This is a genomic window from Lacrimispora xylanolytica, from assembly GCF_026723765.1.
Taxonomy (GTDB): Bacteria; Bacillota; Clostridia; order Lachnospirales; family Lachnospiraceae; genus Lacrimispora; species Lacrimispora xylanolytica.
This window is the reverse complement of the sequence record NZ_CP113524.1, coordinates 3,138,898-3,165,047: the sequence shown is the minus strand read 5'-3', so window position 1 is coordinate 3,165,047 and position 26,150 is coordinate 3,138,898. Positions and strand designations below refer to the sequence as shown.

Annotated in this window: 22 protein-coding genes; 11 read left to right on the top strand and 11 right to left on the bottom strand. The window is 43.5% G+C overall.

The window, feature by feature from the left end; all coding sequences use genetic code 11:
* The first annotated feature begins 54 nt into the window (after positions 1-54).
* Positions 55-1,029, top strand: a complete 975-nt coding sequence (pfkA, locus tag OW255_RS14800; protein ID WP_024838423.1) for a 6-phosphofructokinase — start codon at positions 55-57, stop codon at positions 1,027-1,029.
* Between the two features lie 207 nt (positions 1,030-1,236).
* Here pfkA and OW255_RS14795 read toward each other — a convergent pair whose 3' ends face one another.
* On the bottom strand, positions 1,237-2,073 hold the full coding sequence (locus OW255_RS14795) for an alpha/beta hydrolase (protein WP_268114491.1): 837 nt from the start codon (positions 2,071-2,073) through the stop codon (positions 1,237-1,239).
* A 37-nt stretch (positions 2,074-2,110) separates the two neighbouring features.
* Complete coding sequence (locus tag OW255_RS14790) at positions 2,111-3,481, bottom strand: ABC transporter substrate-binding protein (RefSeq protein ID WP_024838421.1); 1,371 nt, start codon at positions 3,479-3,481, stop codon at positions 2,111-2,113.
* A 374-nt stretch (positions 3,482-3,855) separates the two neighbouring features.
* Here OW255_RS14790 and OW255_RS14785 point away from each other — a divergent pair, with 374 nt between their 5' ends.
* Both OW255_RS14785 and OW255_RS14780 read left to right on the top strand, forming a co-directional pair.
* Complete coding sequence (locus OW255_RS14785) at positions 3,856-4,854, top strand: LacI family DNA-binding transcriptional regulator (protein ID WP_268114490.1); 999 nt, start codon at positions 3,856-3,858, stop codon at positions 4,852-4,854.
* A gap of 46 nt (positions 4,855-4,900) precedes the next feature.
* Positions 4,901-6,037 (top strand): glycoside hydrolase family 88/105 protein, encoded by a 1,137-nt coding sequence (locus OW255_RS14780; protein WP_024838419.1) that lies wholly within the window; start codon positions 4,901-4,903, stop codon positions 6,035-6,037.
* A gap of 48 nt (positions 6,038-6,085) precedes the next feature.
* Here OW255_RS14780 and OW255_RS14775 read toward each other — a convergent pair whose 3' ends face one another.
* Positions 6,086-6,952, bottom strand: a complete 867-nt coding sequence (locus tag OW255_RS14775; RefSeq protein WP_024838418.1) for a helix-turn-helix domain-containing protein — start codon at positions 6,950-6,952, stop codon at positions 6,086-6,088.
* Positions 6,953-7,180: 228 nt separating this feature from the next.
* Between OW255_RS14775 and OW255_RS14770 the strand changes: the two genes are divergently transcribed.
* The 6 genes from OW255_RS14770 to OW255_RS14745 all read left to right on the top strand — a co-directional run bounded on the left by OW255_RS14770 (position 7,181) and on the right by OW255_RS14745 (position 13,548).
* Positions 7,181-8,557 carry an ABC transporter substrate-binding protein gene (locus tag OW255_RS14770; RefSeq protein ID WP_024838417.1) on the top strand — a complete coding sequence of 459 codons (1,377 nt, stop codon included), beginning with the start codon at positions 7,181-7,183 and terminating at the stop codon, positions 8,555-8,557.
* Positions 8,558-8,644: 87 nt separating this feature from the next.
* Positions 8,645-9,313: a hypothetical protein gene (locus tag OW255_RS14765; RefSeq protein ID WP_024838416.1), complete on the top strand. Its 669-nt coding sequence runs from the start codon at positions 8,645-8,647 to the stop codon at positions 9,311-9,313.
* Positions 9,314-9,318: 5 nt separating this feature from the next.
* Positions 9,319-10,218: a carbohydrate ABC transporter permease gene (locus OW255_RS14760; RefSeq protein ID WP_024838415.1), complete on the top strand. Its 900-nt coding sequence runs from the start codon at positions 9,319-9,321 to the stop codon at positions 10,216-10,218.
* A 5-nt stretch (positions 10,219-10,223) separates the two neighbouring features.
* Entirely contained in the window at positions 10,224-11,075 is an 852-nt protein-coding gene (locus OW255_RS14755) for a carbohydrate ABC transporter permease (RefSeq protein WP_024838414.1), read from the top strand.
* 77 nt (positions 11,076-11,152) lie between these two features.
* Positions 11,153-12,706, top strand: coding sequence for a glycoside hydrolase family 28 protein (locus tag OW255_RS14750; protein WP_268114489.1), 1,554 nt, complete (start codon positions 11,153-11,155; stop codon positions 12,704-12,706).
* A gap of 14 nt (positions 12,707-12,720) precedes the next feature.
* A complete protein-coding gene (locus OW255_RS14745) occupies positions 12,721-13,548 on the top strand; it encodes a sugar phosphate isomerase/epimerase family protein (RefSeq protein WP_268114488.1) in 828 nt (275 codons plus the stop codon).
* Positions 13,549-13,609: 61 nt separating this feature from the next.
* Here OW255_RS14745 and OW255_RS14740 read toward each other — a convergent pair whose 3' ends face one another.
* The 6 genes from OW255_RS14740 to OW255_RS14715 all read right to left on the bottom strand — a co-directional run bounded on the left by OW255_RS14740 (position 13,610) and on the right by OW255_RS14715 (position 21,034).
* Positions 13,610-14,353, bottom strand: coding sequence for an alpha/beta fold hydrolase (locus OW255_RS14740; protein ID WP_024838411.1), 744 nt, complete (start codon positions 14,351-14,353; stop codon positions 13,610-13,612).
* A 32-nt stretch (positions 14,354-14,385) separates the two neighbouring features.
* Positions 14,386-15,054 carry a potassium channel family protein gene (locus OW255_RS14735; RefSeq protein WP_024838410.1) on the bottom strand — a complete coding sequence of 223 codons (669 nt, stop codon included), beginning with the start codon at positions 15,052-15,054 and terminating at the stop codon, positions 14,386-14,388.
* Positions 15,055-15,056: 2 nt separating this feature from the next.
* Entirely contained in the window at positions 15,057-15,722 is a 666-nt protein-coding gene (locus tag OW255_RS14730) for a potassium channel family protein (RefSeq protein WP_024838409.1), read from the bottom strand.
* Entirely contained in the window at positions 15,719-18,559 is a 2,841-nt protein-coding gene (locus tag OW255_RS14725; protein ID WP_268114487.1) for a cation-translocating P-type ATPase, read from the bottom strand. Before OW255_RS14725 ends, OW255_RS14730 begins: the two co-directional genes overlap by 4 nt.
* A 266-nt stretch (positions 18,560-18,825) precedes the next feature.
* Positions 18,826-19,527 carry a response regulator gene (locus OW255_RS14720; RefSeq protein ID WP_024838407.1) on the bottom strand — a complete coding sequence of 234 codons (702 nt, stop codon included), beginning with the start codon at positions 19,525-19,527 and terminating at the stop codon, positions 18,826-18,828.
* Complete coding sequence (locus tag OW255_RS14715) at positions 19,514-21,034, bottom strand: sensor histidine kinase (RefSeq protein WP_268114486.1); 1,521 nt, start codon at positions 21,032-21,034, stop codon at positions 19,514-19,516. Before OW255_RS14715 ends, OW255_RS14720 begins: the two co-directional genes overlap by 14 nt.
* A gap of 147 nt (positions 21,035-21,181) precedes the next feature.
* Here OW255_RS14715 and OW255_RS14710 point away from each other — a divergent pair, with 147 nt between their 5' ends.
* Positions 21,182-21,709 carry a GNAT family N-acetyltransferase gene (locus tag OW255_RS14710; RefSeq protein WP_268114485.1) on the top strand — a complete coding sequence of 176 codons (528 nt, stop codon included), beginning with the start codon at positions 21,182-21,184 and terminating at the stop codon, positions 21,707-21,709.
* 52 nt (positions 21,710-21,761) lie between these two features.
* Here the strand turns inward: OW255_RS14710 and OW255_RS14705 are convergent, their stop codons facing one another.
* Both OW255_RS14705 and OW255_RS14700 read right to left on the bottom strand, forming a co-directional pair.
* Positions 21,762-23,249 carry a tagaturonate reductase gene (locus OW255_RS14705; RefSeq protein ID WP_024838404.1) on the bottom strand — a complete coding sequence of 496 codons (1,488 nt, stop codon included), beginning with the start codon at positions 23,247-23,249 and terminating at the stop codon, positions 21,762-21,764.
* 35 nt (positions 23,250-23,284) lie between these two features.
* Entirely contained in the window at positions 23,285-24,766 is a 1,482-nt protein-coding gene (locus tag OW255_RS14700; RefSeq protein WP_268114484.1) for a UxaA family hydrolase, read from the bottom strand.
* Positions 24,767-25,077: 311 nt separating this feature from the next.
* On the opposite strand from OW255_RS14700, the gene OW255_RS14695 reads away from it, so the two are divergent.
* Positions 25,078-26,085: a LacI family DNA-binding transcriptional regulator gene (locus OW255_RS14695; protein ID WP_024838402.1), complete on the top strand. Its 1,008-nt coding sequence runs from the start codon at positions 25,078-25,080 to the stop codon at positions 26,083-26,085.
* Positions 26,086-26,150 lie beyond the last annotated feature (65 nt).

Here is a 26,150-nt window from a genome sequence, read left to right as displayed (position 1 = left end):
ACGTGTACGTATTGAAAAACAATATTAGTATCCATAAATCAGGAGGAAGTTACTATGGCAAATCAAGTGAAAACCATTGGCGTCTTAACCAGCGGCGGCGATGCACCAGGTATGAATGCTGCAATTCGCGCTGTTGTCAGGACTGCAATCCATAAAGGATTAAAGGTAAAGGGAATCATGAGGGGATACGCGGGCCTTCTGCAGGAAGAAATCGTGGATATGGACAGCACCAGTGTGTCTGATATCATCCATCGCGGAGGAACGATTCTTTATACAGCCAGATGTCAGGAGTTTACCACTGCCGAAGGGCAGAAAAAAGGCGCCGAAATCTGCCGGAAGAATAACATTGACGGCATTGTGGTAATCGGCGGAGACGGATCCTTCCGTGGAGCGGGTAAGCTGTCTGCACTTGGAATTAATACCATTGGACTTCCGGGAACCATTGATTTGGATATTGCTTGCACGGATTATACCATTGGCTTTGACACAGCTGTGAATACGGCGATGGAAGCCATTGATAAGGTACGTGATACCTCTACTTCTCATGAGCGCTGCAGCATCATCGAGGTTATGGGCCGTAATGCAGGATACATTGCCCTTTGGTGCGGTTTTGCAAACGGAGCCGAGGATATCCTTCTACCAGAGCGGTATGATGGAGATGAACAGTCTTTAATCAACCGGATTATCGAAAACAGAAAGCGCGGAAAGAAGCATCACATTATTATCAATGCAGAGGGCATCGGTCATTCTTCTTCTATGGCAAGAAGAATTGAAGCCGCTACCGGAATTGAGACAAGAGCTACCATTCTTGGTCATATGCAAAGAGGCGGAGCGCCTACCTGTAAAGACCGTGTTTACGCTTCCATCATGGGAGCCAGAGCGGTAGAGCTTCTTTGTGAAGGAAAGAGCAACCGTGTGGTAGGCTATAAGCATGGAGAATATGTTGACTTTGATATCCAGGAAGCGCTTGCTATGACAAAGGATATTCCGGAAGATCAGTATCAGATCAGTAAGATGCTGGTGAGATAAGGAGAACATAAGAAAATACAGAAGGCTTAAATGCTTTCAAGGTGTTTTCTGTCAAGAATATAACAAAGTTAAACATAAAAGAACTGATGAAAAAGGACTTTTACATCAGAATAGAAATACGCCTTGAATCGGTTGTGGTATCATGATCCGATTTAAGGCGTATTTTTGCTATATCTGCATCATTTTTGTGACATACTCTTCGAACCGTTATAGATGTTCCATCCAAGTATGAGCCAGAGAAATCCAGTTTTGACACTGAGGTACGATGTGTTTGCCATCCTCTCCTGAGACCTCCTGATTTGCAAGGGATAAGCCATGGCAGCCGGTGGGATAGATGTGCATTTCCACATTTACCCCGTGATCTGTCAAAGCGTCTGCCAGCAGATAACTGTTTTTTACAGGTACCGCATCATCAGAAGAAGTATGCCAGATAAATGTCTTTGGTGTGTGTGGGCCTACCTGATGTTCTAAAGATACCAGCCGTCTGATGGTTTCATCCTCTGCTCTTTCACCTAACAGATTCAGGAAAGAGCCGGAATGACAGCAGGGGCCCGAGGATATGACCGGATAAGCCAGAATAAGGCCATCTGGGCGAATATCCTCTGGATTTAATCCAAGAGGGCTGTATAAAAATGACTGATTCCAGAATGCTCCCAGACTGCAAGCGAGGTGTCCACCGGCAGAAAAACCGATAACCACAACTTTTTCTGTGTCGATCTGGTACTCCGGGGCAAGGGAACGGACCATGGCTACAGCCGCAGCCAGCTCCATCTGGGGATAAGGAAAGCCGTCTGGAGCCAGACTGTAATGAAGAACAAATGCATGGTATCCCATAGCTAAAAACTGCATGGCCACAGGCTCTCCCTCACGGTCTGATAAATGGCCGTAACCACCGCCGGGGCAGATAATTACTGCCGGACGCTTACGATCCATACATACAGAAATGGAATCAAGAATATAAGCGTACAGGCTTGCTGGGGCGGCAGATTTTTTTAGACCTGCCTGCTCCTGTGAAATAACTATATTTTTTGTAAACTGCTTCATGATTGTTCGCCATTCCTTTCCATATCATTATACCAGATTAATTCTCTTCCAGAACCGTTACCACTCCTTCGTATAAGGTTTTTGCAGCTTCCTCTGGAGTAATATCCTTTGCACTTAATTTTCCAAATACCTTGTAATATAAGCCATCTGGATTAGCCTTTAATTCACTGTTGTCAAACTGAGGATCCTGAAGGAACTTGCAATAATCCAGTACTTTTGTATTTGCTTCTTTTGTCATTGCATCTCCGATTCCTTTTTCTTCCAGAACCTTAAGAGCTGCAGCTGAACAGGGAACACCACGAGTAGTGGATAAGGTCTCAACACCTTCCGGCTCATTTAACAGGAAGTTTACTAACATAGCGGCTTCCTTTGGATGCTTGGTAGATGCTTTTACTGCAAAATCCATGGAAATCTTTGTAGATCCACCATTGAAATCACCAAACTTAAGGAACTCACCGATAACAAATTCCTGTCCTGGCTTGTTGACGCTGCCTTCAAGTGCAGCTTTAACCTTGGAAACACCGGAATCCCATTCCATAAGACCAGCATATTTTCCGTCAATCCATTTTGCATTCTTATCCAGGGAGTCCGCCATATCACCGTTAATGGTTGCAATCGTAGGAATAACATGTTCGTCTTCCAGTTTCTTTATGAAATCCATGCCTTCTTTCAGTTCAGCCTCTGTGTAATTTAATTTGCCGTCTACAATCCACTCTTTGCCATACTTTGCTTCCAGATAATAAACGAGGAAAATAGCGCGGTCATATTCTCCAAGAGCCAGAGGATAATGGTCATTGTCATGAGCTTTAAATGCAGCGCCTGCAGCCAAAAGAGAAGCTTCATCCGTTGGAACTGCTACTCCAATTTCGTCAAAGGTTGTTTTATTCCAGTAGAAGAGGCGTCCAGTTAAGGAGATAGGAACTGCCATAAGTTTTCCGTTTATCTCATTTGATTTTAATTTGTCCTCAGGAAACTGAGTTAAGTCAAGAACATCAGTATACTGGTTTAAGTCTAAATAGGTTTCTCCACCCTTGCTGTAATCCTTTACCCAGTTGGAGCCGATCTGAATGACATCCGCACATTCTCCGCTTAAAATTCCAAGAGACTGTTTTTCTTCCCACCCGGTCCATGCTCCGTATTCTGCTGTTACCTTAATATTCGGGTATTTTTCCATGAACTTTTTAATTGCTTCTTCCGTAGCAGTATGTCTTTCATCACCACCCCACCAGGACATGCGAAGCTCAACGGGTTCCGTTGATGCGGAATCACTTCCCGCCTTGGATTCTGTCTGTGCTGTTGTTCCTGTTTTAGAATCAGCTTTGCCCTGAGAACCACCACAGGCTGTCAGAGACAGGCCCATAGCTGCGGATAAAGCAATTGCTGTCACTTTAGCCAACTTCTTTTTCATAGATACTTCCTCACTTTCTTTCTGTCGTCTCATTGAGTCGTGGGAACCGGTACCACCGATTCCATATGTAGTGTAAGCACTTACACACTCCACTTATCTTATCACATCAAAGGAAAGATAAAAGATGAAAAATAAATAAAAAAGAAAAAAAATATTATGAATATTACCTAAAAAAAGCAAATAATATAAAGGTAAAAAACTTATTTATTTTAAATATAGTAAGTATTGCACATATAAAAAATAAAAAATAGAATAATAATATATATAATATATAAAAATGTATTACTGATTGCAAACCTTTGCAAAATGATTCTTCTGGAAGATGACAAAGGTAAAAAAGAATGATATGATAATTTGTAAAGGGAGGGGAAGCTATGGCAGTTACCATAAAAGATATTGCCGCTTATGCTGGCGTTTCTTACTCCACGGTTTCCAGAGCCTTAAGCGGCGGTGGGGCTGTGGAAGAGTCAAAGAGAGAGAGAATACTTGAGATTGCCCGATCCATGGGATATGTACCCAATCAGGCGGCTGTTATGTTGAAAAAATCAACATCCCGCAACATAGGCTTGTGTTTTTCCACCATCAGTAAGTCTACATCGCCTTATATCCTTCACGATGTGTTAATTGGAGTATATAGTGTCATTGGCAGCGGCTATCATGTAATTGTAAAAGCAATTGATATGCATGAGCCTGGAACACTAAACAAAAGCAATTTTGCCGGACTTTTAATCATGTCTCAGGGGGATTGGGATGAAGAGTTTGTGGAAGAGGCGCGTAGTAAGCGAATACCAATGGTCGCTATTAGCCGAAGAGTCCACCCGGATGTACCTTCCGTTGTTACGGATGAAAAGGGAGGGATGGAAAAAGCCATGGAGCACCTTCTGGAACAAGGTCATAGAAGAATCGGTGTTATTGAAGGCAATCCTGATTTAGAGGCTACCATACTCAGACAGGAAGGCTTTCTTCAGGTGGCAGGCCGGTGGGGAATCAATGCCAGATCCATTCCGGTCGAGTACGGAAATTACAGGTATAACAGCGGAAGGCTCGCGGCAGGAAGGCTTTTGGATACTTATGATGATCTGACAGCCATTCTATGTTTTAATGATGAAATGGCTATGGGAGCAGCGACCGCAATCTCAGAACGGGGATTAAAGGTGCCGGATGATATTTCTTTAACAGGGTTTGACAACTTGGATATTTCCGGTTATGCTGATATAAGGCTGACTACGGTGGAACGCAATTCCATCCAGATAGCGACCGAAGGGGCAAGAATGCTCCTTGCCTATATGGAAGAGGGAATACGGCCGGAGGATGTATGGCTGGAAAACCGCCTGATAAAAAGAAAGACGGTAAGAAACCGAAATAGCTTGTAAAAGAATCTAAACCAACAAGACAAATAGCAAAGTGAGGAATACGAGCGTGGATGCAATTGAGATGTACATCAATGAGCTGATGGAAAAAAGTACGCCGGACTGTCCGGCCTGGAACATTGAAAAACTCCTTTCCGGAGAAAAGTCAGGTTGGAATTACATTGACGGCTGCATGATTAAGGCTATTTTAGAAATGTATGCCATAACAAAGAATTCCAGATATTTTGAGTTCGCGGATGCTTTTATTGATCACCGGGTAAGAGAAGACGGAACCATTGACGGCTACGATGTGGAGGAATTAAACATCGACAATATCAATGCCGGAAAAACTTTGTTTGAGCTTTACGATTTGACCGGTAAAGAGAAATACAGAAAAGCAATCGATTTAATTTACAGCCAGATTGGAATGATGCCAAGAACAAAAGAGGGGAACTTCTGGCATAAAAACATTTATCCAAACCAGGTATGGCTTGACGGTCTTTATATGTGCCAGCCATTTTACATGGAATATGAAACTAGATTTCATGATAAGAAGAATTGCAATGATATTTACAGCCAGTTTTCCAATGTGAAGCAATTTATGAAGGATACAGAAACCGGTCTTTATTACCATGCCTATGATTCAGAGCGTGAGATGTTCTGGTGTGATAAGGTCACTGGTCTCTCTCAGAATTTCTGGCTGAGGGCTCTAGGCTGGTATTCCATGGCACTTCTTGATACCATGGATAAGGCGGACCCACAAGACACTCAAGAAGTGAATGGGATGAAAGAGGCATTTGTAAGCCTGATTGATGCTATGCTGAAATATCAGGATGAAAGCGGCATGTGGTATCAGGTGGTAAATTTAGGCGGCATGGATAAGAATTATCTGGAGACCAGCGGAAGTGCTATTTTCTCCTATGCTATTTTAAAAGGGGTACGTCTTGGATACCTTCCAGCAGATTACGCCCAGTACGGAAAGAAAGCCTTTCTTGGTATCTGTGACAAGTACTTAAATCTGGAAAAAGGCAATATGAGCCTTGGCGGAATTTGTCTTGTAGCAGGACTTGGCGGTAAGGACAGAAGAAATGGAACCTTTGATTACTATATGTCAGAGCCCATTGTTAAGGATGATGCAAAAGGAGTGGGACCATTCCTTCTTGCCTATACAGAGATGAAGAGGACTGGCTGGGAATACCAGTCATAACATAAAAGGAGGATCAGAGCTCACATGGAGTTCTGGTCCTCTCTTAGATTAACTTAAGCTGTTCTGTGCATACTTCTTTGGTGAGATTCCTGTCTTTTTTGTAAAGGCTTTGAAGAAATTGCTGTAATCATTAAATCCACACATGAGATAGACCTCGTTGACGCTGTAGCCCCCGGACAATAAAGTCTGAGCCAGCTCGATCCTGCGGTTGGTAATATAGGAATTAATGGTGGTGCCAGTCCCCTTTTTAAATAACCTGCAAAGATAAGAGGTGCTTAAGTAAAAATGAGCTGCTATCTCTCCAATGCTAAGGGGGGAATCAATGTTATGATGGATGTAAGTGATGATATCGGCCACTTTACTGTTAAAATACTGTCTCTGGTCCTCAGTTTCGTCACCTGCGGAGGCATCCATGGCCAGTTTTGTCACAAAAACCATAAATTCGGCGAAAACAGACCGTTCTTCCACGTCCTGCCCAAAGCCTTCCTCGGCGGATAATTTGTTGATATAGTAAGTAAATCGTCGTTGCTGGCCCTGGTTCAGAGCAATTCGATGGGAAAATTTGTCAGGTCTGTGCGTGAAGCAATAGGTTAAATCTGTCAGTGGAGTGGAAATGCTTTTTAAATAAGAAGGATCTATAAAAATGGTGTATCTTTCGTGTGGTATGGTTGAATCCATTTGTATCACCTGATGCTTTTCGTGATTGTTGATCATAAACAAATTCCCTGGTTCTACGCGGTAATTATTGTCTTCGATCAAAAAAGTACGTTCCCCGCTGATGGAATAATTGAACTCATAACAGCGGTGGCTGTGCATACTTAATACACCGGATTCTTTATGAAGATGAGCAATTGAGAAGTATTTGGAAGCCATGCAATGGTCAATTCCGTCTGAATATGAGGTAAGTACTTTCATAAATTGGATTCTCCTTAGCTAATATTACTAAAATTATATCATAGGATGTCAATATATTCAATGTTTTGTGCCGTATTTGAAATGAATTATAAGATGATGGATGCTATAATATAGAAAAAGCACAGTGTAAGCGCTTACGCAACGGTTGAAAAAATTGTTGAAAATTGTAAATGCTTCCAAAGGCTTTTAAAGAACTCATTTGAGGGAAAGAAAAAAGGAGAGAGAAAAATGAGAAAAATCAAACAGTGGACAGCGATGGGGTTAGCGACTGTTATGGCTATGTCTTTATCTGCATGTGCAGGCGGCAAGGGCACGACTGAGACAACCGGTGCGGCTGAGACAACAAAGGCAGCAGAGACAACTTCGGCAGCAGCTTCAGACACAACTTCCGGAGAGCCAGTAGAACTCAAGTTTTCCTGGTGGGGTGGAGACAGCAGACATGCTGCAACAGAAGAAGCAATCAAAGCCTTTATGGCAAAGTATCCTAACATAACAGTTACTCCTGAGTACGGCGCATGGACAGGCTGGGAAGAGAAGCAGTCCTTAAACATCTTAGGCGGCAACGCAGCAGATGTTATGCAGATCAACTGGAACTGGATTGAATCTTACGGCCAGGGCGGAAAGTCATTCGCTAACCTTGAGGATTACTCCGATGTTCTTGATTTAAAGCAGTTTTCACCGGAAAGCCTTGAGCTTTGTAAATTAGATAAGAAGTTAATGGCAGTTCCGATTTCTTTAACAGGTCGTCTGTTCTACTGGAATAAGTCAGCTTTTGATGAGGTTGGTGTAGCAATTCCTACAGACCTTGATTCTCTGTATAAAGCAGGAGAAGCTTTCAAAGCAAAAGATCCTGATATGTATCCATTAGCAGTTGGTGAGTATGATCGTATGATCTTAATGGTTTACTATCTTGAGTCCAAATATGGTAAGAACTGGGTAGAAGAAGGCCAGATCAACTACACAGAAGATGAAGTAAAAGACGGTATGGATTTCATTACTGGCTTAGAAGAGAAGCACGTTATCCCAACATTAGCTACCATCAATGGCGATATGGCTGACTCTCTTGACAAGAATGCAAAATGGATCGATGGCAAGTATGCAGGTATCTTCGAGTGGGATTCCTCCGCTTCCAAGTTCAAAAAAGCTCTTGAAGGCAGCGTAAACAAGCCAGGTCAGGAATTCGTTCTTGGTGATTTCATTAAGATGGGCAACAACAACGGTGGATTTACAAAGATTTCCATGGCGTTTGCAGTTCCTTCAAGCTCCAAGCATCCAAAAGAAGCAGCTATGTTAATTAACTTCCTGTTAAATGATGAAGAAGGCGTTAAGATCGGTTCTACTGAGAGAGGAATTCCTTGCTCCGCAGCAGGCTTAAAGGTTCTTCAGGATAACAAGCTTGGCGATGCTTTAACAATTGAAGCAAACACAAAGGTTATGAGCTACAGCAAGTTCACTCTGGACAGCAAATTTGAGCACAACGACTTAAAGGCTAACCCAGACGGTGTTTACTACAAAGTATTTGGTAAATTAAGTGCTGGTGAAGTTGACTCCAAGCAGGCTGCAACTGACTTAATCAAGGGTGTTACAGATACTCTGGAGAACTAATTAGCATTATAGAAAAGAAACATACATTTCATACGAGCCGCCATAACGTTATGGCGGCTCCCATAAAGAAAAGGGCAGACAAAAGTCATGGAATGCAGATATGAGACATTGAAACCATACCAGCTGACTGGTGCAGTACAGATGTATGAGGCTTTAGGGGAAGAGTCTTATAAGGAATTTGTACTGAATCATTTAGGCGGGCTTAAGGCCCTGGAGGGGACGGCAGGCAGCCTGCCGATGCAGGACTATTTAGCATATTTTTTTGCTTATGGGCAAACAGACAATGAGGAATACAGACAGAAGATTGATACAGCAATGATATCAAATGAATGGACTTTGGAATTCATGCCATTTGTTACAGCGTATGAAACGAGTTATAATAGGAAAGAACATTATAATGAAATTGCTGCAATGTTTCGGAATAAGGAAGCCTTTACAGGGAATGATTTAGTAGCCCTGATCGAAACCATCAGTCAGATGTCAGAAGAGATCTACGAATATTATAGAGAATTAAGGGATTTGTTCAAGGTTATAGTCAAGGAAAAGATGAAAGACCTCCCGGATTCTCCTGAAATTTTGGAAATCGGTTATTCCATCCTTAAGGCGTGCAACATTGGTGTACTTCAGAGGGATAAATACAGCAATTTCGGGGAACTTGTATGGAATAATATTGCGGGGAACGATAATCAAACTTGCGTAGGTTTAGAAAATATGATTCGTGCGCAATACACAATACTTAAAAAACAGGAGGTATAAGCAGTATGAAGTCTAAGGGTATTCATAAGTTCCTGGCAGAGAATGCAGGATTTTTCTTTGTGCTACCGTGGCTGATTGGATTTATACTTTTTAAAGTTTATCCGTTCGCATCTTCACTGTACTATAGCTTTACAAATTATGACCTGTTCAGTGGTGTAACAAAGACAGGTTTGATGAACTATAATAAGATTTTTACAGATTCTGACATCAGAAGAGCTTTCATGGTTACATTCAAATATGCAATTATTGATGTTCCTGTAAAGCTGACATTTGCATTATTCATTGCATATATTCTAAATTTTAAATTAAAGGGTGTAAACTTCTTTAGAACTGCATATTACATTCCCTCCATTCTTGGTGGTTCCATTGCCATAGCAATTCTTTGGAGAGCGGTATTTAATACAGACGGTCTGATCAATACCGTAATTGGCGCTTTCGGAGCTGAAAAAATCAACTGGATGGCATCTGCCAACGGCGCTCTTGCAGTTATCATTCTTTTAAGAGTATGGCAGTTTGGATCTGCCATGGTTATCTTCCTTGCCGCTCTAAAGGGGGTATCAGAAGATCTCTATGAAGCAGCATCTATTGATGGAGCAGGAAAGTGGACACAGTTTTTTAAGATCACAGTTCCGCTTATCACACCAGTTATTTTCTACAATCTGATTACCCAGTTATGTCAGGCATTCCAGGAGTTCAACGGACCATTCCTTGTAACAAAGGGAGGACCAAACGGAGCGACAACACTTATTTCCATCTTGATTTACAACAACGCATTCTTACGTCACAAGATGGGTATGGCAAGTGCACAGGCATGGATTCTGTTCCTTATCGTTATGACCTTTACGGCTGTGGCGTTCGTAAGCCAGAAGAAGTGGGTTTACTATTCAGATGAGGACGGGAGGTAGATAACATGACGAAAGAGACTAGAAGACAAATCAGTACAGTGATTCGTTATACGCTTCTTATTGCTGTAGGTTTCATTATGGTATACCCCCTGATCTGGATGGTGGGAGCTACCTTTAAAACAAACTCTGAGATTTTTACCAGCGCATGGTTCTGGCCAAAGAATCCTGTTATGGACGGATATGACAATGCATTTGTTGATTACGGCGGCAAGATTAACTTAATCAAGTCCATGCTCAACACTTATAAAATCGTAGTACCTAAAGTAATTTTCACTGTTTTCTCTGCAACCATTACTGCTTACGGTTTCGGACGGTTTGAATTTAAGGGAAAAGCAATCCTTTTCTCCTTAATGATCTCCACTTTATTCCTTCCACAGGTAGTTTTAAATGCACCACAGTACATCATGTTCAATCAGTGGGGATGGACAAACTCCTATCTTCCATTAGTGATTCCTTCTCTGTTTGCAGGAGATACTTACTTCCTGTTCATGCTGGTACAGTTCTTAAGGGGTGTGCCAAAGGAGCTTGAGGAAGCAGCTAAGATTGATGGATGTAACTCCATTAAAACCTTATGGTATGTTATCGTTCCTATGTTAAAGCCATCTCTGGTTTCCGTTGCACTGTTCCAGTTCATGTGGACCACCAATGACTTTATGGGACCCCTCATTTACGTTTCCGATATGCCCAAATACACAAACTCCATTTACTTACGTATGTCAATGGATGGTGATGTTGGATTCCAGTGGAACCGAATTTTAGCGATGTCTTTAATCTCTATCATTCCTTCCCTGATTGTATTCTTCTGTGCACAGGATGCCTTTATTGATGGTATCGCAGCCGGAGGCGTAAAAGGTTAATTGAATTAGATTGGGCGTAGTATTAAGTTGCTGCGCCTTTTTGAATATACGAAAAGAAAATGCGAGGTTAAGTCAGTATGAAACTTAGAGTTGCTTTAAAGACAGCACGTTCTGCAACCATTGAAACCATAACAGAGCAGATCTATGAATATGATACTCCTGGGACGATCTATGTAAATGGAGAAAGCCATGGAGAGACAAAAAAGACCGTATTTACTTTATTTGACTTAAAACCGGATATGGATTATAATATCTGCTTGGAAAGAGATGGAAAAAAGGCAGAAGTAGTTTTTCGTACCGATTATGAGTTTGTCACCTTAAATGTTCGTGAAATCGGGGCAAAGGGGGATGGCATTCAGGATGATACTCCCTTTATCCAGGCGGCTATTATGGCTTGTCCTAAAGATGGAAGAGTACTTATTCCAAAAGGTACCTACCACATTACCAGCCTGTTTTTAAAGAGCCATATTAAGATAGAGCTTGCCGAAGGTGCCGAGCTTCAGGCAGATACAGACCGTAACAAATTCCCAAGATTTCCGGGTGTCATAGAAAGCTATGACGAAAAGGAAGATTATAATCTGGGAACATGGGAGGGCAACCCCTTACCGATGTTTGCTGGAATTATTACTGGTATCGATGTAGAGGATGTTGTGATCTACGGAAGAGGTTTGATCAATGGTCAGGCTGATTTTGATAACTGGTGGCACGATGTTCGGCAGATGAAGATTGCCTTCCGCCCCCGTATGGTATTTTTAGAGAGATGTAAAAATGTAAGCTTACAGGGATTTTCTTTGAAGGACAGTCCGGCATGGGTGCTTCACCCTTACTTTAGCCAAGATTTGAAGTTCATTGATTTAACCATCAATAATCCTGCCAATTCCCATAATACAGACGGATTGGATCCGGAATCCTGTAAAGATGTTGAGATCCTGGGGGTTCATTTCTCTTTAGGAGATGACTGTATTGCCATTAAGTCCGGAAAGATTTATATGGGAAGAAAGTATAAAACACCTTCTGAGAATATTATGATCCGTCAGTGTCTGATGGAAAACGGCCACGGTGCGGTTACCGTAGGAAGTGAAGTAGGAGCCGGGGTTAAAAACATTCGGGTGGAATACTGTCTGTTCCGCCATACCGACAGAGGGTTGAGAATTAAGACGAGAAGAGGTCGGGGAAAAGATTCTGTGCTTTCCGAAATATATTTTGACCATATCCACATGGATCATGTTATGACACCTTTTGTGGTAAACAGCTTTTATTTCTGCGATCCAGATGGGAAATCCGATTATGTACAGTCTCGCGAGGCCTTGCCTGTTGATGAGAGGACTCCCAGCATCAAAGGGCTGTATTTCACAAACATAAAAGCAGAGAATTGTCATGTGGCTGCTTCCTTCTTTTACGGACTTCCAGAACAGAAGATTGAGCGTATTGAACTTAAGAATGTTGAGGTTTCTTTTGCAGAGGAAGCAAACAAAGGTGCACCAGCCATGTTAAGCGGAATCGAGGAATGCTCAAAGAAAGGCTTCTTAATCAATAACGTTGAAACGTTGATTCTTGATCAGGTTTCGATTTCCGGACAAGTTGGGAAAGCGTTTGATGTGACCAATGTGGATCACTATGATGTAAAATAAAGGAGAAGTTAATTATGCAGATTGGAATCCGGTTACACGATGTAGCACCAGGCACAATAGAAGAACGATTAAAGATTGCACAGGAACAGGGATTTTGCTGTGCTCATCTGGCATTAACCAAAACGGTGAAGGAGCATTCCGTAGACGACTCTGCATTGACTCCAGGCTATGCTACCTATCTTCGTAAGCTGTTTGCCAAGTATGATGTGGATATTGCAGTGTTAGGCTGTTATCTGAATCTGGCACATCCTGATCCGGTTGAGCTTAAAAAGATTCAGGAACGTTATTTTGCACATCTTCGTTTTGCCTCCATGTTAGGATGCAGCGTAGTGGGTACGGAAACCGGGGCACCTAATGCAGAATACCGCTTTGTACCGGAAAGCCATACAGAGGAATCCTTACAGACTTTCATTAAGAATTTTCGTCCCGTGGTAGAATGCGCGGAAAAATTTGGTGTTATCATGGCCATAGAACCAGTGTGGAGCCACATTGTATATGACTCCAAACAGGCGTTAAAGGTGCTTAAGGAAATTGATTCCCCTAATTTAAGAATCATTCTGGATCCGGTTAACCTCCTTTCGGTAGAAAACAGTGTTCGTTATGATGAAGTGATTGGGGAAGCCATTAAGGATCTGGGAGAGTATACGGACGTGGTTCATATGAAGGATTTTGTCATTGAAGGTGACAAGGTAGTATCCGGCGCACCAGGAACTGGCACCATGAAGTATGATACCATTCTTAATTTTATTAAGAAGGACAAACCATTTGTCCAGATGACCATAGAAGACAGCACACCAGACAATGCGGAATGGTCCAGGAAATTTCTTGAGGATTTTAAATAAAGCAGAAACGAGCTTTGAATTCCTGTATGTCAGGTTTTCAAAGCTCGTTTTGGTTCTATCGTTATCCGGTGATGCGTTTGAGCAGATAATAATACTCTGTACTGTGTATCATGCTGAATTCCCCGGGCTTCATGCCGGGGACAATAAATACCTTGGTCTCTGGTATCATGTCAATCAGCTTATGGATGGAAGGGTCCATACGCTTAATTTCTCTGGAACCTATGATAATCATTACATTGGCTCTGGTGTTTTTTAATGAGTCAGAGACCGCATAAGAAGAGTGATTCACTGCGATGTTTATCAGGGAATCTTTTGTCATGGAGCTGGTGTCGCTGAAGTACTCAATAAAATGTTGTTTCTTTATAGATAATTCTCTGGCTCTGATCCTGGCAAACCATTTCCAGTGATAAAGTCTGTACGCAAGTCTGCCTGCCAAAACCGTTAAAAATGTCAGAGACTTAGATGGTATCACCCAAGGACTTTCTATGATGGCATACCTGGCAATATCAGTCCTTTGAGACAGTGCCTCAACGACTATCTGTGCCCCCAGGGTGGAACCGCCCATGGCAAAGACAGAACCGTTGTTATTTTCATCAATATACTGGATCAGTTTACGGGCAGAATCCTGGATACTTAAAAAGGTGGTTTGTGCATCTTCTCCGTGTCCGTCTATAATGGGAGCTACGATGTGGTAATCCTTCTTCAGCAGTTCAATGGTTTCCATCAGAGACCACCAGGAAAGGCCGCCTTCATGAAGAAGGACTATGGTCGGTGCACTGATGGTCCCAAACTCTTTAAATATCATACTGTAAAGCACCTCCATTCCCTGGCAGAATGCTATTTTTCTGATCCCAGTGTCTCAGCCAGATGGTCCAAATAAGAGTTATGGGCAATTGCAACTACCTTGTCACCAGCAATCAGATGGGTGTTTCCTCTGGGAAGAAGAAGCTGGTCTTTTCGAAGGATAGCAACAAGAACGCATTCCAGGGGCAGATTAATCTCCTTTACCGTTTTCCCAGCGGCCGGAGATGCCGGGTCCACTATACGCTCTACCAGAGAGTATTGACCGCCGTGTAGCTTTAAAAGGGTCATCATATCGCCCATTGTCATTTCCTCTGCCACCAGTCGAGCCATTAAATCGGCCTGGTTAAGAGCGGCATCGACTCCCATGATTCCCTGAAAGAGCCATGCATTTTTAGGATTATTTACCCTTCCTACCACACGGCGTACCCCGTACTCCATGCGGGATAGGGTGGCTACCACCAGGTTTGTTTCATCAGAGCCGGTCACGGCGGCCACCACATCGGTCTGATTGATCCCAGCGGCTTCCAGGACCCTTGGCTCGGCTCCATTCCCGCAGATAACACATTCCTCAGGAAGGTCACGCTTTAAGACCGGGATCCTGGTTTCTCTCACATCAATGATTTTAATTTCATGCCCCCGTTCCAATAGAAGGGAAGCTAAATATGCACCAACTTGGCCACCGCCAATAATTATGACCTTCATCTTTATATCCCCTTTCCATTGGAAATTCCAAATAAGCGTTTTAACCGGTCAAAGGAAGATATGGCGGCAGCAACATAGAGAATATCCCCTTTTTGCAGTGCAGTACCTGTTGTGGGCAGTATGGTCTTGTTTCCCCTGGTAATGGATACAATGTTTACTTCTCCTGGGATGGAAAGTTCACTAGCCTTATGGCCTTCCATGAGAGGTGTGGTCTCAATTTCCACAAGCTCCACATCTCCGTTCCCCATGCTGAATATGGTATGAAGCGGTGAGTAGCAAAGCAGATCCACAGCCCTTTGTATTCCCCAGGCTGTAGAGGATAAGGTCTGTACGCCCAGCCGTTTATAAATCTCGGCCTTTTCCCTGTCATGAAGACGGGCGACTACCTTTGGTACGTGATAGATTTCTCTGGAGATTCGTGCAATTACCGCATTGGATTCATCACTGGAGGTAAAGGCAGCCAGTGCATCGGTCTTTTTGATCTGTGCCTTTAAGAGGACCTCCTGGTCAAACCCAATTCCCTCTATGGTCTCTCCCCGAAAATTAGGGCCAAGTTCTTTAAATGATCCTGGGTTGGAATCTATGACGGTCACGTTGTGGCCCATTTTACTTAATGCCAGTGCCAGGCCGGAACCATTTCGTCCGCAGCCTACGATGATCATTCTCATGAATTATACATCTCCTTCTTCTCATAATTTCCTTTATTCTTTCTGGGTCTAAGATTTCGCAGGAAGAATTTCCTGATTTCATCAATGAGCAGAACCGCAAATGGAATCCAGATTAAGAATACCCATTCCTTTAAGCCCAGTGGAGCCGTATTAAAAAGATTGTGGAGGAACGGTAAGTAGGTGATGAGGCTTAAAAGAATCAGCTCTACCAAGATTCCCACAAGAATCAGCTTGTTGGTATGAAAGCCTGTTTTAAAGATGGATACCCGCTCGGTCCGGCAGGCAAATACAGCACCTACCTGTGCCAGTATAATGGCTGCAAATGTCATGGTGGTCGCCATCCGGTAAATGGTCCCTGTACCGGGAAGGGGAGTACCAGGCCAGCCGTTCAGCCAGTTTAGGTAAAAGAAAGCAGCCATACAGGCGATTGCTTCCATGGAGCCGTACCATAAGAGGGCACGTGAAAGCAGTTTTTTAGTCAGCAGAGACTCTTTTTGTGAACGGGGTGGAATATCCATGATGCCAGGCTCCGGTGATTCTGCACCCAGACCCATGGCCGGTACCATATCGGTTCCAAGGTCAATACAAAGTACCTGCATAATGGTCAGGGGAAGTGGAATCGTACCTCTGGAGAAGAGATAGAAAATCATAGGCACTGCCTCAGCCATATTGCTGTTAAAAATGTACACTGCAAATTTACGAATATTATTGTAGACTGCACGCCCTTCCTCCACTGCATTGACAATGGAAGCGAAGTTATCATCGGTCAGGATCATGTCAGCAGCCTCTTTTGCCACATCAGTGCCGGAAAGTCCCATGGCAACACCGATGTCTGCCTTTTTTAAAGCTGGAGAATCGTTGACTCCGTCGCCTGTAACCGCAACGATATGCTTCATCTCCTGAAGTGCACTTACCACCTGCAGCTTTTGTTCCGGCGCCACTCTGGCAAAGAGTACTTCACCCTCCAGGGCTTTCTTAAGTTCTTCCGGCTGCATTTTCCCAAGTTCGATTCCTGTAATAATTCTTGGATGTTCCCCTTTTATAATTCCGATTCGGCGGGCAATGCTTTCTGCCGTGAGACCATAGTCACCGGTGATCATGATAATCCGTATGCCTGCCCTGTGACATTTCTTAACCGCTTCGGATACTTCCGGACGGGGAGGATCAACCATGGCAATGAGACCTAAAAAGGTAAGCTCCTGCTCAATAAGTTCCGGGGTATATTGGCTTAAGCTTTGAGGAATTCCGGTAATGCCTTTTAGGTTTCTGGATGCAACGGCAAGGACTCTGAGGCCGTTTCTTGCATAACGGTCATTGATTTCCATGATTTCGGCACGGGTCTTTCCGTCCATTTCCATGGAGGTTCCATTAACCCTTATGTGGGTGCATAGCTCAAGAACTTCCTTTGGAGCGCCTTTTGTAAAGGCGATCCGGTCGTTTGAGACCTGGTGAATCGTGGTCATCCGTTTTCTTACAGAATCAAATGGCAGCTCACGAAGGCGGAGTTCTTTCTTATTTAAATCCTCTGGTGCTAGGCCGTACTTTTGGGCAGCCACCAGCAGAGCGGCCTCAGTGGGGTCTCCAAGTACAGTAAAACGGGAGGATTCCGGGCCTGGGGGTACGAGATGAGCGTTGCAGCAAAGGGCCGCTGCACTTAAGAGCCTGCTTAAATCTGGTGTTCCGGGAGCCACAGGGTGTCCATTTTCTAGAATTCTGCCTTCCGAAGGGTCATAACCTACTCCGGTTACATCAAGGGATTTTCCCCCGATAAAGATATTGCTTACGGTCATCTCATTTTGGGTCAGAGTTCCTGTTTTATCCGTACAAATAACAGTGGTACAGCCCAGTGTCTCCACAGCAGAAAGACGTTTGATGAGGGCATTTCTTTTGGCCATCCGCTGAACGCCCATGGCAAGGGATAAGGTAACGGTGGGAAGGAGTCCCTCCGGGATAAACGCTACGATCATACCCATGGCGAAAATAAATGCCACGGCTAATTCTGTACCAACCAGCAGAATGGACAGCAGGAAAAATACGACACCAATGCTGATGGCAAGAATGGAAACAGTCCTGGTCAGCTTATTCATCTCTTTTTGAAGAGGACTTAATTCTTCTTTCAGCGTCTGGGTAAGGCCTGCAATTTTTCCAAACTCCGTATTCATACCGGTCGCATAGACAATTGCCTTACAGGTTCCTGCCGCTACGTTGGTTCCGGCGAAAATCATATCAGGCTGTTCGGAACGTGAGAGGTCATCTCGTATTACCTCATCCTTAGATTTGTGGACTGGATGGGATTCTCCGGTCAGGGTGGATTGATTCACGCTTAAATCATTGTCCTCCACCAGACGGGCATCGGCTGAAATGCGGTCCCCTTCTCCAAGGAGGATGAGATCACCAGGGACCAGATCCTCTGCCAGTATTTTTTGCTCTTCCCCGTCCCGGACCACACGGGCATAATCTGGAAGGAGCTTCTTTAAAGCCTCAGTTGCTTTGCCAGCCCGGAATTCCTGCCAAAAACTGAACGCACCGTTTATGATATTTACCATCCAGATTGCAATTCCAAGTTCAGGCAGCTGGGCAATGAAGCCCACTAAGCCTGCGCACCAGAGGAGAATGGCCATAAAGTGGGTAAAGTTAGAGAGAAATTTAAAGATAAGGGGCTGGTCCTTCTTCTCCTGGAGCGCATTTTTTCCAAACTGGTGGATGCGCGTGGCGACCTCTGATTTTGACAGCCCTTTTTCTCCGGTGTTTAAAGCAGAATACACCTCTTTTACGGGCAGTTTTTGTAAATCGGATAACACATCGGGAGAAAATGCTTGCTTTAATGTTTTACTCATAGCGATCTATCTTCCTATCCTTTTTCGTAGATTGACAGCCTGGGAAAAAGCCGTCTGCTTTTTCATTGCTTTGCCAGATCGATTTGGTAATTTCTATCATAGCTCTTATTTTGTGAGTGGGGTGTGAGAATGGAAGAGGGGGTGTGAGAATGGTGTGAGAACGGTATTGGAACGATGTGAGAAAGAAAAACCGGGATAAGAAGTCATAAAGAACTTCTTATCCCGGTTTTTCTTTTATCGATGATGGTTAGATTGTTGCTGCCTGTCTACTCGTCAACCAGCCGGTACCCAACCCCTATTTCCGTTATAATATAACGAGGTTTGGCTGGATTTTTTTCGATTTTCCGCCTGAGGCCGGCCATAAGAGCCCGGAGGGCCTGGGTGTCATTGCCGTAGTGAATCCCCCAGATCTCAGTCAGTATCTGCTTTGTGGTCAGTACCTTTCCCATGTTTTTAAAGAACAGGGTCAAGAGGCTGTATTCCATAGGAGTTACATGTACTTCCTGATTTTCCAGATAGACCAGCCTTTTTTCAAAATCAATTTGTAGGTCACCTGCCTGAAGGTGGTTCTGGGCCCTTTCCGGTCCATTGTGCTGATTTAAGTGCCGCAGTGCCACCCGGATTCGGGCAAGAAGCTCTGTGGCGGAAAATGGCTTTGTGAGATAATCGTCTGCCCCTAAGTCAAGTGCCGCTGCCTTTTCCTTGTCCTGATCTCTGGCAGAAACCACGATGATGGGGAGCTCTGACCATTCCCTCACCTTCTTAATCACCTCCATGCCGTCAAGATCCGGCAGTCCAAGATCCAGGAGCATAATATCAATCTGATCCGACAAAAGGATAGAGAGAGCCCCCTGACCGGTGCCTGATGTGACATAGGCAAACCCTTCCTGATCAAGGGAATAGCTGATGAAATTTCTTATTTGCTTGTCGTCTTCAACAATCAGGATTTTTCTGTTATTTAGATTCATGAAAATTCTCCTTGAAAGGAAGGGTGAAAATAAATTCTGCGCCCGGTCCATTCTCCCTGTTCCTTGCTTTAATTTCCCCACCGTGAGCTTTCACAATGGCTTCGCATAAGGTCAGCCCCAGTCCAACCCCCAGCTTAACGTCGTTTCGCCTGGAAGCAGAGGTATAAAACATTTGAAAGATATTAGAAATGTCTGATGCATCAATGCCTTCCCCATGGTCACAGACAGAGAAAACAGCATAATTACCGCTGTTCTCCTTTTTTAAGGAGACCTGGATTTCCTGTTCCGGCTTTGTATGCTTGATGGCATTGTCCAAAAGATTGATCAGAACCTGTCGGATTAATTTGGCGTCCATGGGAATGAGAAGCAGTTCCTCAGGGGCAGTAACCCATATGTCGTGCTCCGGATGAAGGTGCAGGACATGGTGTACCGCAGCACCTATGACTTCCTCCCCGGCTTCCTCCTGCTTATGAAGAACTAATTTTCCTTCCTGCAGGCGGGTGAGACTTAGGATGTTTTCCACCAGAGAATGGAGCCAGTCCGCGTCTCCGTATATTTCCTTAATCAGTTCATACCGGTTGTCGTCCTTCCCTGTCATGGTAAGAAGCATTTCTGCTGTTCCCATAATGCCTGTAAGAGGAGTCCGAAGATCGTGAGAGATAGCCTGAAGCAGATTGCCCCGGTAACGCTCCTGGACGATGGCCTCATTTGTTTTACGCCGCTGCTCGGCGGCATGAAAACGGTCCATGGCAAGTGCTGTATTTTCAATCATACCCTGAAGCAGCCGTGTCTGGGTAGAAGTCATGCGCTTTGCATCATCCATGGGAATTCTTATGACGCCTAAGGTGGAATCCCTTCCGGATATGAGCCAGTCAAAAAAGGATTTCTGTGAGGTTACCTCTTTCGTCGTCCCATTCTTTGGAGAAAACTGCCGGGTAAAGGCCTCATCCGGTTTCCCGGACTCATCAAAGCAGACACAGCCGACCCTGCAGTTTAACATCTCACAGACTGCACTTGCTGCAATGTCTGCGATTTCAGGAATGTCCGCTGCATCGGTCAAACGGTTGGTAAGGGAATAGAGAGCCTTCGCTTCCTCTTCCCGTTCTCTGGCCTGAATGGCATTTTGCTTGGCATGGGTCGTTAAGGTACTGGTAATAAAGGCAGTGATTGCCATAATGGTAAAGGTTATAATATAATTTGGTGTATTAACGGAAAACGTGTAATAAGGCTCCATAAATAAAAAATTAAAGATAAAGGCTGCAAAGAGAGAGACCCAGAAGCCAAAAAGGTATCCTCCCGTATACCGTGCCGTTAAAAGTACAGCCAGCAGATAAACAATGGCTATATTAGTTTCCTGTAATTGGAGCGCTTTAAAACTATATCCGATTAAAGAGGCTCCCAGTAAAAATGAAAACAGGATGCTCATACGGATTAGAAATGGAGCCATGGCAGAATAATGATCCTGGATACCTTTCCCTTTCTCAGGGGCATTTTTAAAGAAATTCATTTCGTATTCTCCTTTATGAGCCGTTAAGTTATTTTATAAACAGTATATTAGCATGGGAAGGAATATACAAGATACCTGTTAAGAAATATTGTCTCATATAGAATCCTTTGGTATAATAAGGCAAATCAAGTACAACAGGAGGAAACAATGAGCATAAGCATTCGAAAAGGAATAAAGAGTGATGCGGATGATCTGGAAATTCTATATGATACAATCAATGACCATATGGAAAAGGGGATTAATTATTGCGGTTGGAAAAAAGGAGTCTATCCCACGCGTAATGATGCCATACGGGGAATCGAAGAGGGCAATCTATACGTTGCCATAAAAGAAGACGTTATCGTTGGCTCCATGATCTTAAGACACAAACCGGAAGAAGCTTATTTAAGCGTCAGGTGGAAAAAAGATTTATCCTATGATAAAGTTTTAGTTGTTTATACGTTTACCGTTCATCCAGGTTATTTCAATCAGGGAATTGGATTTAAACTGTTAAAGTATGCAGAAGAACTGGGAATAGAAGAGGGAACTGAATCCTTACGGCTTGATGTTTACACAGAGAATGTTCCAGCCATTCATCTTTATGAAAAGTGTGGTTTTGAGTATATTGATACGGTAAGCCTGGGATTAGAAGAATCTGGACTTGATTGGTTTAAACTATATGAAAAATTGATTTAAGATAGAAAAATAAGGCCCATGTATGAAACATACACAGGCCTTTAAGGTTTATTTACTGACAGTCTTTCATGACTGCATAAGCACCTTTTTCTTCAATGGCTTTTAAGTAACCTGTTACAGCTGATTCAAAGCCAGGGATCTTGCTTAAATCCTCATCCCAGAAATCAGTATTGCTGCAAACGGCATGAGCCAGAGTTTCTGCATCATCATCTTTGTGATCATAGAAGAACTGAAGGACCGGCTTATCGTCTTTTACTGTATATTCGTCCCCTGCCGGACGGGAAGCGACCAGGCCATCCTCGGTTAAGTTCATGCCGTGATAGAAGGCGATGTAGAATGCAAAGGAAGCTGTGATACATTTTGGCAGTTCTCCTGTTTTCTCTACATATCCTTTAAAGGAAGGCATAACTCTTGCTTTCCACTTGGAAGTGGAGTTTAAGGAAATGGCAAGCAGAGCATGATCGATGAATGGATTCTTAAAACGCTCTGTGACGGAAGCAGCAAAGCTTAATAATTCTTCCTTCGGCAGTGTGAGAGTAGGAATGATTTCATCATAGATGGTCTTGTTCATAAATCCGCAGATCACTTCGTCATCCATACAGTCACGGACAATATCCTGACCAGCCAGGTAAGCACCTAATACAAAGGAAGTATGAGCACCGTTTAAGATACGTACCTTTCTCTGTTTGTATGGCTTGTGGTCATCGCAGATAATAACCGGAAGGCCGGCTTCTTCAAAAGGAAGCTCTTTCTTTAAAGACTCAGGTCCTTCAATGACCCAGAAGCCAAAGACTTCCCCTGTATTGATCAGATTATCCTGATAGCCTAATTCCTCACAGATGGAGGCAGCTTCATTTCTTGGATATCCGGTTACGATACGGTCAACCAGAGTAGAGCAGAAGATGTTTTCAGCCTTGATCCAGCTGATAAATTCTTCTCCCAGGTTCCACTGCTTTGCATACTGCAATACGCATTTTTCCAGCTCTTTTCCGTTGTTGTCAATCAGCTCACAGGAGAGAATAACGAAACCTTTGCCGGCTTCCTTACCAAACTTCTCAAATCTTTTATATAAGAACTGAGTCAGTTTTCCAGGATAGCTGTCAGCAGGTACATCGGTAAACTGGCAGGAAGGATCGTATGCGATTCCTGCTTCTGTTGTGTTGCAGGCAATGTAACGAAGATCCGGGTTTTCTGCACAGGCAAGAACCTCATCATATTCCTTATAAGGGTTTAAACATCTGCTGACGCAGGAAATGACTCTTTTGTCATTTACTTTCTTTCCGTTTTCAAATCCACGGAGGAAGAGGGTATAAAGTCCCTCCTGCTCGTTAATCATATCTGCAAGACCTGGGGCGATAGGCTGACATAAAACGACTTTGGAATTAAAGCCAGTTCTCTCGTTGAGCATATCAATAAAATAGTCCACGAAAGCTCTTAAAAAGTTTCCTTCGCCAAACTGCAGAACACGCTCTGGCGCATCCTTTAACAGATAACCGTCATAACCCTGCTTTTCCAGTGTTGCATAACATAACTTTTCCATTTGAATTAATCTCCTTTTCCTGTATCCATGAAGTATTATAAAGTCACGCCCCGTTTGAAGATGGCCATATCGTGGAAGCCTGCTTCCTCGGATTTTACCTTCTTGCCGGAAGCAACTTCAATTACAAAATCAAAAAACTGGTTCTTAAGGGTATCCATATCGGTGCCTTCTACTAAAACACCGCAGTTGAAATCGATCCAGTTATTCTTCTTCTCGCTCAGGGCTGTGTTGGTGGCAATCTTCATCGTAGGTACCGGACATGCAAATGGAGTTCCACGGCCTGTGGTAAAGAGAACGATATGAGCTCCGGAAGCAGCAAGAGCCGTAGAAGCAACCAGGTCATTGCCAGGAGCGCTTAATAAGTTTAAGCCCTTTGTCTGTACTGGTTCTCCGTATTTTAATACATCCACCACTTGAGCACTGCCTGATTTCTGGACACATCCTAAGGATTTGTCCTCCAGGGTAGAAATACCGCCTTTTTTATTACCAGGTGACGGATTTTCGTAAATGGTCTGGTTGTGGCTGGTAAAGTAGTTTTTAAAGTCGTTGATGAGCTCTACTGTTTTTTCAAAGGTTTCCTCATCTTTACAACGGTTCATCAAGAGTGTTTCCGCTCCGAACATCTCGGGAACCTCAGTAAGAATGGTGGTGCCGCCCTTGGATACCAGCATATCTGAGAAAGCGCCTACCGTTGGATTGGCAGTAATGCCAGATAAACCGTCAGAGCCGCCGCACTTCATGCCGATGATCAGCTCGCTGCAGCTGATTGGTTCTCTGTGGAACGTACCTGCATACTCTGCTAATTCTTCGATGAGAGCCATGGAATCCTCCATCTCATCCTCAGATTCCTGAGCCACCAGGAATTTGACCCTGCGCTCATCATATTCCCCGATGTAGCGCTTTAACTCCTGAACATTGCTGTTTTCACAGCCAAGTCCAAGGACAAGAACGCCTCCTGCATTGGGATGGTTGATTAAATCTGCTAAAATGGTTCTGGTGTATTCCTGATCATCGCCCATCTGGGAACAGCCGTATGGGTGTGGGAATGCCGCTACTTCGTCAATGGATCCGGTAATATATTTTTGAGATGCACGTTCAATGGCAGATGCAATCTTATTGACACAACCAACCGTTGGGATAATCCAGATTTCGTTTCGCACGCCTACTTTTCCGTCAGGCCGTCTGTATCCCATAAAGGTGCGGTCCTCTGTCTTTGCAAGACTGATATCCTGTTTGTCGTAACTGTAAGTAAGTAAATCCCCTAACCCTGTTTTTAAATTGTGTGTGTGAATCCAGGCCCCTGCCGCAATATTCTCCTTTGCTGCGCCGATGGCACAGCCGTATTTCATGACGGATGAGCCGGCAGGTATATCGGTAAGGGCAAATTTGTGACCCTGAGGGATATCTTCCAGAAGGGTCACCGCCGTATCGCCTGTCTCAATGAAAGTACCAGCTGCAAGCGGCTTTAAGGCAACGGCTACGTTATCTTCGGAATGAATTTTGATAAAATCCTGCATAAGCTTCCTTTCCTTTCTTAGTACGGGTTTTATAATAAATACATGCAATGTAAGTACTTACATAAAACATACACCATTTTAATCTTATAGTCAATAGGGAAAGAGTGAAAGAAAGATTTTTTCTTTTAGATAAGCCGATTTTTTAAAATAAAATATCAATTATTTCCTATATTAATGCCGAATAACAGTTGCTTTCTATGAAATAATCCTGTATAATTGACCGAGAATAGTGTAAGCGCTTACGCTGGCTTTCAAAAACGGCAAAAGCTGTCTTACCCGCATTGAAATTTATGATACTAAGAGGGACTACAATGAATATTTATGATATCGCACAGCTTGCAGGAGTTTCCATTGCTACGGTATCCCGGGTGGTGAATGACAGCCCCCGAGTAAGCGAGAAAACGAAGAATAAAGTAAGAGCTATAATGGATGAAAATGGCTATACTCCCAATGTGTTTGCCAGAGGTCTTGGACTGGATTCCATGAAGACCATTGGAATTATGTGTCCTGATGTTTCAGATGCTTATATGGCCACGGCAGTGGCTCATTTAGAAAGCCGCATGCATGAGCATGGATATGACTGCATCTTATGCTGTACTGGATATGAACAATCTGTAAAAGAAAAGTATGTAAGCCTTCTTTTAGCCAAAAGAATAGATGCACTTATAATGGTAGGCTCTGTCTATGCAGGTTCCGGTGACAGTGACAGCCTGATTCAGTATGTTCGTGACGCTGCTAAGACGGTTCCTGTTTTTCTCATCAATGGTTATCTGGATAATGAAAATGTTTACTGCGCCTACGGAGATGACTATAAAGCTACTTTTGATGTAACCAGTCAGATGATTGAAAGAGGAAGAAAACGGATTCTATTTCTCTGCGATTCTCATTCCTACAGTGCGACCCAGAAGCTGGAAGGATATGAGGCGGCTTTAAAAAGCCATGGACTTCCCGTGCTTGGCGATTTAAAGCTTTATGTAAAGAACAAGATCCATTCCGTGCGGGATATTCTTCTGGAACGGAGAGATTTAAACTTTGACAGTGTGGTGGCGACTGACGATGGTCTGGCAGTCGGGGCGATTAAATATGCAAATTCAAAGCTGCTAAAGATACCAGAGGATCTTTGTATAACCGGATTTAATAATTCCGCCCTTTCCATCTGCAGCGATCCTGAGCTATCCTCTGTTGATAATAAGGTAGAAGAGCTGTGCAATCTTACCATCAGCAATATGATGAAAATCCTACACGGAAATGTTGAGGAAGTCCCCCGTGACAGCAAGATTCCCTGTAAGCTGATTAAACGCTGTACCACTGATTTTTAACCTTGTCTTTTTATATCCGTTATGCTACAATATAAAGCCAGTAAAGCAAATGAAACGCCCTGCTG

What these genes read in the sequence shown, in the direction of transcription:
- pfkA (WP_024838423.1), top strand. Translation starts at nt 55, where the DNA reads ATGGCAAATCAAGTGAAAACCATTGGCGTCTTAACCAGCGGCGGCGAT.
- OW255_RS14795 (WP_268114491.1), bottom strand. Translation starts at nt 2,073, where the DNA reads ATGAAGCAGTTTACAAAAAATATAGTTATTTCACAGGAGCAGGCAGGT.
- OW255_RS14790 (WP_024838421.1), bottom strand. Translation starts at nt 3,481, where the DNA reads ATGAAAAAGAAGTTGGCTAAAGTGACAGCAATTGCTTTATCCGCAGCT.
- OW255_RS14785 (WP_268114490.1), top strand. Translation starts at nt 3,856, where the DNA reads ATGGCAGTTACCATAAAAGATATTGCCGCTTATGCTGGCGTTTCTTAC.
- OW255_RS14775 (WP_024838418.1), bottom strand. Translation starts at nt 6,952, where the DNA reads ATGAAAGTACTTACCTCATATTCAGACGGAATTGACCATTGCATGGCT.
- OW255_RS14770 (WP_024838417.1), top strand. Translation starts at nt 7,181, where the DNA reads ATGAGAAAAATCAAACAGTGGACAGCGATGGGGTTAGCGACTGTTATG.
- OW255_RS14765 (WP_024838416.1), top strand. Translation starts at nt 8,645, where the DNA reads ATGGAATGCAGATATGAGACATTGAAACCATACCAGCTGACTGGTGCA.
- OW255_RS14760 (WP_024838415.1), top strand. Translation starts at nt 9,319, where the DNA reads ATGAAGTCTAAGGGTATTCATAAGTTCCTGGCAGAGAATGCAGGATTT.
- OW255_RS14755 (WP_024838414.1), top strand. Translation starts at nt 10,224, where the DNA reads ATGACGAAAGAGACTAGAAGACAAATCAGTACAGTGATTCGTTATACG.
- OW255_RS14750 (WP_268114489.1), top strand. Translation starts at nt 11,153, where the DNA reads ATGAAACTTAGAGTTGCTTTAAAGACAGCACGTTCTGCAACCATTGAA.
- OW255_RS14745 (WP_268114488.1), top strand. Translation starts at nt 12,721, where the DNA reads ATGCAGATTGGAATCCGGTTACACGATGTAGCACCAGGCACAATAGAA.
- OW255_RS14740 (WP_024838411.1), bottom strand. Translation starts at nt 14,353, where the DNA reads ATGATATTTAAAGAGTTTGGGACCATCAGTGCACCGACCATAGTCCTT.
- OW255_RS14735 (WP_024838410.1), bottom strand. Translation starts at nt 15,054, where the DNA reads ATGAAGGTCATAATTATTGGCGGTGGCCAAGTTGGTGCATATTTAGCT.
- OW255_RS14730 (WP_024838409.1), bottom strand. Translation starts at nt 15,722, where the DNA reads ATGAGAATGATCATCGTAGGCTGCGGACGAAATGGTTCCGGCCTGGCA.
- OW255_RS14725 (WP_268114487.1), bottom strand. Translation starts at nt 18,559, where the DNA reads ATGAGTAAAACATTAAAGCAAGCATTTTCTCCCGATGTGTTATCCGAT.
- OW255_RS14720 (WP_024838407.1), bottom strand. Translation starts at nt 19,527, where the DNA reads ATGAATCTAAATAACAGAAAAATCCTGATTGTTGAAGACGACAAGCAA.
- OW255_RS14715 (WP_268114486.1), bottom strand. Translation starts at nt 21,034, where the DNA reads ATGAATTTCTTTAAAAATGCCCCTGAGAAAGGGAAAGGTATCCAGGAT.
- OW255_RS14710 (WP_268114485.1), top strand. Translation starts at nt 21,182, where the DNA reads ATGAGCATAAGCATTCGAAAAGGAATAAAGAGTGATGCGGATGATCTG.
- OW255_RS14705 (WP_024838404.1), bottom strand. Translation starts at nt 23,249, where the DNA reads ATGGAAAAGTTATGTTATGCAACACTGGAAAAGCAGGGTTATGACGGT.
- OW255_RS14700 (WP_268114484.1), bottom strand. Translation starts at nt 24,766, where the DNA reads ATGCAGGATTTTATCAAAATTCATTCCGAAGATAACGTAGCCGTTGCC.
- OW255_RS14695 (WP_024838402.1), top strand. Translation starts at nt 25,078, where the DNA reads ATGAATATTTATGATATCGCACAGCTTGCAGGAGTTTCCATTGCTACG.